This is a genomic window from Georgenia sp. (assembly GCF_054605595.1).
The window spans coordinates 1-6,606 of record NZ_JBTSDU010000150.1 but is presented as its reverse complement, the minus strand read 5'-3'; the positions used below and the strand labels follow the sequence as shown (position 1 = coordinate 6,606).

Genomic DNA, 6,606 nt, shown 5'->3' with positions numbered 1-6,606 from the left:
TCCGGTGGCCCCGGTGGCTCCCGGATCGCCCTTCGCGCCGACGTCCGCCACCGTCACCACGACTGGCGCGGCCGGCGTGATCGTGATTACCACCGGATCAGACATGGGTGAAGCTCCCGTCAGTGGTCCAGGTGATGCGGACCGGACGGTCCACGTCGCCGCTCGGATATTCGATCTCCACGTCGGAGTAGAGCGTGGCGTCGAGCGGGAGCAGGTCCGTTTCCTCGTCCGTGAACCGCACGCGGAAAGTGAGCGTCCCATCCCCCGCCGCACTCACGGTGAGCGCGGAGCCGTGCGTGGTCGGGTCACCGGCCGACGACAGCGACACCAGCGCGTCGCCGTTGGCCGTCTTCCGCACGTCGAGCCGCACCACGCAGCCCGTGAAGTCCACGCCGGTAGCGGCGACGGTGAACTCCTGCGAATAGGTCGCGCCGTTGGGCAGCGCGGCGGCGTGGGCCGTAGTCTCCATCATTGGGGCGGGGGTTAGAGTCCACCGATAAAGGTGCCGGCGCTGAAACGCCATGGGCCGACGTGATAGGTCTGCACCGGCGGCGATTCGCCAGCGTCGTATGTGGCATTGAAGTGGTCGGACTCACGGAAATGCTGCCCCGGCGCGATCAACCGTGCGGGCGCGTAGGCAATATTGCCAGTGTCGCATGGGTCGCCCCAACTAACGTGCGCCTGTAGCTGGCCCGACGTTTCCGCGTCCGGCATGGCCGTCGCGGAGAGCCGGAACTCGCGCCATGTGCCGGTGATGAGGGCCGACGCGGGGGCAACGCGTGTCACCTCGTAGCCCGTGACTCCGACGCTGGACGTCGTCCAGAGATAGAGCCCGTTGCCTGCGAGCCCGAGCCCGACGCTACAGCCAGACGCATCGCCATACCCAAACACCTCCGCGATGGTGAAAAACCCAGTGCCGAACTGGCCATCAGGCCCATCGCCTGGCACCCAATCGGGTATGGAGAATCCGGCCTCAAACTTCACCGCCTGCCGGAAAACGACGTCGTTAAGCTCCGGGGCGGCCTCCCAGAAGTTCGCGTGCCAGCCGAATCCGTGACCCGTGCTCCGGATCACCGGCTTGCAGTTGTACGTCTCCCCGCCGGTTGACGGATCTGTGAGGGTCCATCCGCCGCTCGTCACGTCCTGAGCGACCGGGGTGCCGTAGCTGTACAGGTAGCGCCACACCCCGTTCGGCTCAGGGTTGCCCCAGGTAAGCGCAACCTCCGCCTCCGCCCAGTCGGCATAGTCGTACTGCTCGTCCATCCCGGCCCATATCCCGGCCGTCCACACGCACCCGCCGTCAGCGCAGGGCGGCGTGTAGACGGGCGTCGGCGGCTGGATCACGGTCGGGTCGGTCGGCGGCGTCACCTGCGTGGGCGTCCCGGTGGACAGGAATACGTGGCCGATCGTCGCCGTCGTCACGTCGTCGCCGCCCTCCGTGAAGAACCCCACCAGCACCTCACCGCGCGCCCCATCGGCCGCTGCGACCGGCATCCCCCGGTGGTCGCCCGTCGTGGCGAGCGAGAGCGTCGGCCCGTCCGTGCCGTCCGGCGCGATCCCGAGCGGGCGCGGGGTGCCGGTGTCGTCGAAGTAGCACGCGATCACGCGCGCCGACTCGCTGCCGGCGACCGATACGTGCCCCTGTAGCCGTGGCGAGCCGCCGGGGGTGCAGTGGACCCGCATCGCCGCGTCAACCTCCGTGCGCGCATTCGGCACGACGCCGAGCGGGCGGTCCGCGCCGCCCGCGTACATCGGGATCAGCGGCGTGCCGGGCGCGGTCACCGCCGGCTCCGGCTCCGTGGGCTGCGAGTCGAACACGGGTTGCGGCGTCCCGTCCACGATTGGCGCGGTCCCGGTCGGCGCGAGCCCGCCCACGGTGCGGCCCTGAGCCAGCAGGTCGGTCAGCGTCGGCCGCAGGCTGCCCAGCGTCAGGCGCGTGTCGCGGGCCACGAGGTGGTCCACCTCGGAGCGCACGATGCGGAGCGTGGTGGCGACCGATAGCGACGTGTCGGTGAGCCGCGCCGGTGCGCCGATCGCGAGCACGTCGTGCGCCCACGTCGCGGGGTCGTAGCGGTGCAGGTCGTCCACCGTCACCTCGTAGCGCACCGGCGGCACTGAGCCCGACAGGAGCGCACGGTTGACCGCCTGGTGCAAGCGATTGCCGGCGGGGCCGTAGCGGAACGGCACGCTCGTCTCGGCGATCACGCTGGAGATGTGGACCAGTTGCGCCGCGTGGACGGTGATGTCCACCGCCTCCGCCGCGGTCGTATGCGGCTTGCCGATCTTGACGGCGTAGCGACCCGGCGCGGCCAGTGCCAGCCTGACGCCGAAGTCGATCTCGCCTATCCGCGTCTCGGCCGTCGCCGTCGCCACCGCGGTCCCGGCGTCGTCAACGAGGGTGACGCCGAACGTCTGGCCCGCGGCGGCCGAGAGGGTGGCGCGGACGCGGATGTGGACGAACGGGCGGTCGGGGGTGACGTGGACCCACGCCGTCTCCGGCGCCGTCGCCCACGCGGCGTCCGTGGCGCTCGCGCGAGTGATGCGGAGCGCGTAGGCGCTGAACACCGCCGTGTCCGTCACCTGCCCGGCCGTGACCCCGGTATCCACGGCCCACCCGTCAGGCGGCACCGTCGTCGCACCCGCCCACGCGCCGCAGAAAGCGTTCGGGATCAGGTTGGCGCCCGTCTCGATATCGACCCGCTCCAGCACGCCCTCACGCCGGCCGTAGTCGTACAGGTTGGCCGGGTGCGTGAGCGACGCCAGCGCGCCGCCGGCCGTGCTCTCGGCGATCCGCACCCACTCGCCCACGGTGAGCGTCGGCGCGCCGCTAAGGGTGACCGTGGAGAACGTACCGTCGCCGACCGCGCTCCCGGTGATCTCGACCCAGCCCCGGCCTGCGAGCCGCGTGAGGTCGCCCGTGGCGGTGCGCGTGCCGACGCTGGCCGACGTCTCCAGCCCCACGACGCCCGTCGTCTCGTCCACGCTCGTCACCCGCGACGGCGCCAGCGTCTCGTACCCCACCTGCTGCACCCGGTCGCCCACGGCCAGGAGCGCCGCGTCGGCGAGGTCGGTGAGTGTGAGGGTGCATCTCGCCACGGAGCCGGCGGGCGTGACCGTGATCGCCCACGCGGTGCGAGCGGTGTAGGCGAGCCCCGTGGCCGACGCGGTGGCCGTCTCCAGCGCGCACCCGTTCAACTGGTCCGCGATCGCCACCGGCCCCGGCCCGCCCAGCGGGTCGCCGAGCACCACGTTGGTGCCCGTGATTTCCATCACCTGCCAGCGCGTGTCACCGATCGTGCCGCCCGCGGCGCCCTTGCCGTAGAGCACCGTGGCGTAGCCGCGCGCGTCCGACGACGCTTTCAGGTCGCGCAGGTTCTTCCGGGCCCTGATGTCCACCGTGGGGAGCCCCCCGCCCGCCGGCTGCCGCACGTCCAGCACGTAGCCCGTGGTCCCGTCGCGCCGGATGGAGAGCGTCGGGAGCGCGCCGTCGTCGTCCGCCGGCACCTGGCCGATCGCGGCCCGCCACACCTCCAGCGGCGTCGCCCACTCCCACGACAGGGTGATGAGCGCGGCCGGGTCCACCACGCCGAGCGTGAAGTAGTCCACGCCGAGCCGCGCGAGGTCGGGGGCGATGAACTGGTCCCATATCTCGGTCAGTGTCAGCGCGACCACGCCCTGCGTGAGGATCGGCGACGCGCCGCCCGTGGCACCGCGCAGTATCCCGCACCGGGCCAAGTCCACCAGCGGGCTCACACCGAGTATCGTCCGCGTGCGGCCCGACGTGCCGGCGACCGTCCCGAGCTCCGCGATCCGCCACTCGTGGAAATCGTCGGCGTCGGTGGAGTAGGCCACCCGGATCACCGATTCTTCGGACAGGTACGCGCTGGCCGGGATGTCGTAGGGCACCGTGACCGCCACGGTGTCCTCCACGCCCGCCACGAACGTGCTGACGCACTCCAGCACCTGAGAGCGCGGGATCACGGCCAGCCGTTCGCCGCCGTTGCAGGCGATGTCGCTGTAGATCTCTAAGCGGAGTAGATCAGTGGGCGTCGCGGTCGCCACTAGCGCCACCTCTTGAGGTACGTCGCGGTCCCGGTGCCCGCGCTCAGGGTGAGCGTCGGCCACGCGTCCGTATCGGCGTCAGAGTCGATCGCGCGGAGCAGGAAGAAATCGCCACTGGTCAACAGGTCCATCGCGTTGAGCCCGCCCGCGTGCGTGGCCGTGTAGGTGGCGAGGCTGACGACGAGCGGGCTCGTGACGCCCGCGAACGTCATGCTGGCCTGAGTGGTGCCTTCGTGGTCCGCGTAGGTGATCGTGACCGTGCTGGCGCCCGTCACCGTGATGACGGGGGCGGAGTCCCACGTCCCGAGCGCGCACGCGGCCGGCGTCGTGGAGAGCGTGACCGTCGTTGTCTCCGTGGCCGCGAGGTAGGGCGAGTGGCACTCGACCACGAACTGGACCGGCATGATCCGAGACAGCCCCTGCGGGTCCGCCACGGTCACCGGGTCGCCGAGCAAGCGCCCCCGCGCGAACCGGTCCGACTCCAGCGACCACGCCACGTCTATCGGCTCCACGCTCATCCACGCCACGAGCCGCCGGTAGGCCGTCACCAGCTCGGCCGGCGTGTCGGCGATCAGCGTGCCCCGGATCGTGATGTTGCGGGCCGAGTAGCGCGGGCTGTCGTCCAGCAGGGTGAGCCCGACCCCGTGCGGCGCGGGTGCGGTGGCGTAGCTGCGTGACACGCCGCCCGCCAGCCCGTCCACGGAGCGCACCGTGAAACCGAACGTGGCGAGGTCGGAACCGTTGACCGTTATTAGCCCCATGAGTGATTACGCGGCCTCGACGCGGCCGGAGTAGAGGTTGACGATCTCGCGGCGCTGGGCGAGACCCTGGCCCAGCCGTTCCGCCTCACGGAGCGCGGCCGTCACGCCCACGCGTGCCGCGCTCTCCACCAGATCCAGCGGCGTATCGCCCACGGGCGCCTCCACGCGGACGTTGATCGTCGGCCGGTTCTCGACCGTCACGGGCGCGTTGAACGTCTGCGACGTGGGCACGCTGGGCGCGGCGAGCGGCGAGCGGAGCGGCACCAGCGCCTCGGCCGTGAGCCCGCCGGTGAACGACGCGAGGATTGCGGCGGTGTTATCGGTGATTGCGGGCAGGTACTGCCTGAGCAGCGCGCCCTCGCTGGCGAGGTAGTCGGCGATCCGGGTGCCGGTCAGTTCGGTGATCTGCGGCGCCAGGTCCACGCCCTCCGCACGCACGACGCCCGACCCCATCGCGTTGGAGAGGCCGCGCAGGAACTCATCACGCTCCTTCGCTTGGACGGAGACGAGTCGGTCCAATGTCGCCTGTGACACGCCGTCTGCGATCGCCTTCGCCATCTCGTCGGCCTGGCGCTGGTCATACTCCGTGATATCGGCGGCGTCGCTTTGCCCGTCCGCGCGCAGTTCCCGCGCGTCAAGGTTGAGTCCTTTGGTCGCCTCCGCGATCGCTTCGGCCGACTGCGCGATGCCAGCGGCGGCGGAGTCGGCGGCGTCCTCGAACTCGAACAGCGCGGCCGTGATCTCGTCCACCGTGAACCCCGCGACGATGATGCTGCCGTCCTTCACACCCCGGTAGAACGCGGCCAGCCGCTCGTTGAACGCGTCCAGCCCCTCCGTCGTGGTCAGGTCCAGCCCCTCACGGAGTGCGGCCAGCGCGGGGATCTGCTCGCCGTAGGCGGTGGTGAGCCGGTCCAACTGGTCGGCGGGGTTGGCAACGTCGAAGAACCCAATCTCGTCTTTCGCGCCCCGGACCGCTTCCGCCCGCGCGGTCCGCGCGGCCTCGGTGACGTCGCCGATCATGCCGAGCAACTCCTTGGCGAGCGGCGCGCTGATGCTGCCAAGCTCGAACGCTGCCCGAACCGCTGCCTCGGCTGCCGCCCGCCCCGCGCCACTGGCGAGGTTGTAGCCCTGCACCTGTTCCGCCAGCGCCCTGGAATACTCGTCGCCCTCCGACGCGAGTAGGCGCAGCGTCTCGGAGAGCTTGATCGCGGGCGCCGTGTCGAGTACGTCGAAGCTGTCGCGCAGTTCGCCCAGATGGACGCCCAGCGTGCCGGCGGCCTTGACGATCGCCTCTAGCTGCTCCTTCGTGACGCTCCCGAGCTTACCGATCTCGATGCCGAGCAGTGCGGCCTGCCGCTGAAACTCCGCGAACGGCATCCCCGCTTCCTCCAACGCCGCGCCCAGCGCGTCCGTGCGCTTGAAGCTGGATTGGAACCCGGTCTTCGGGAAACGGTCGTTGATGTCGTTCGCGATCCGCACCGTCGTGTCGCGGTTACGGCTGGTGGAGCCGATGTCGAGGCTGCCGACCGCGTTAGTGAGGTCGTTGAGCGCCTTGGTGTTGGCCTCGCGGCGGCGCGCCACTTCCGGGTCTTCGCCGAACAACAGGCTGCCGATCGCCATCGCGCCGCCGACAGCCGCGCCGATCGGACCGAGCGCGCTCGATATCCCCTTGCCCGACGAGAACAACGCCTTGAACCCGCCCGCGTCGGCGGCCAGGGCCGAGAGCTTGCTGATCCCGCCGGCAACCTGCCCGATGGAGCCCAAGAGTCGGGCGGCCTCGCTG

Annotated in this window: 4 protein-coding genes; all 4 read right to left on the bottom strand. The window is 70.8% G+C overall.

The window, feature by feature from the left end; translation table 11 throughout:
• Positions 1–97 precede the first annotated feature (97 nt).
• Positions 98–523 (bottom strand): hypothetical protein, encoded by a 426-nt coding sequence (locus tag ACYC1Z_RS13470; RefSeq protein ID WP_461410036.1) that lies wholly within the window; start codon positions 521–523, stop codon positions 98–100.
• Entirely contained in the window at positions 484–4,062 is a 3,579-nt protein-coding gene (locus tag ACYC1Z_RS13465; RefSeq protein ID WP_461410035.1) for a hypothetical protein, read from the bottom strand. Before ACYC1Z_RS13465 ends, ACYC1Z_RS13470 begins: the two co-directional genes overlap by 40 nt.
• A complete protein-coding gene (locus tag ACYC1Z_RS13460; protein ID WP_461410034.1) occupies positions 4,062–4,823 on the bottom strand; it encodes a hypothetical protein in 762 nt (253 codons plus the stop codon). Before ACYC1Z_RS13460 ends, ACYC1Z_RS13465 begins: the two co-directional genes overlap by 1 nt.
• Positions 4,824–4,829: 6 nt before the next feature.
• Positions 4,830–6,606 (bottom strand): hypothetical protein (locus ACYC1Z_RS13455; RefSeq protein ID WP_461410033.1); only part of this gene is annotated, 1,777 nt, incomplete at its 5' end.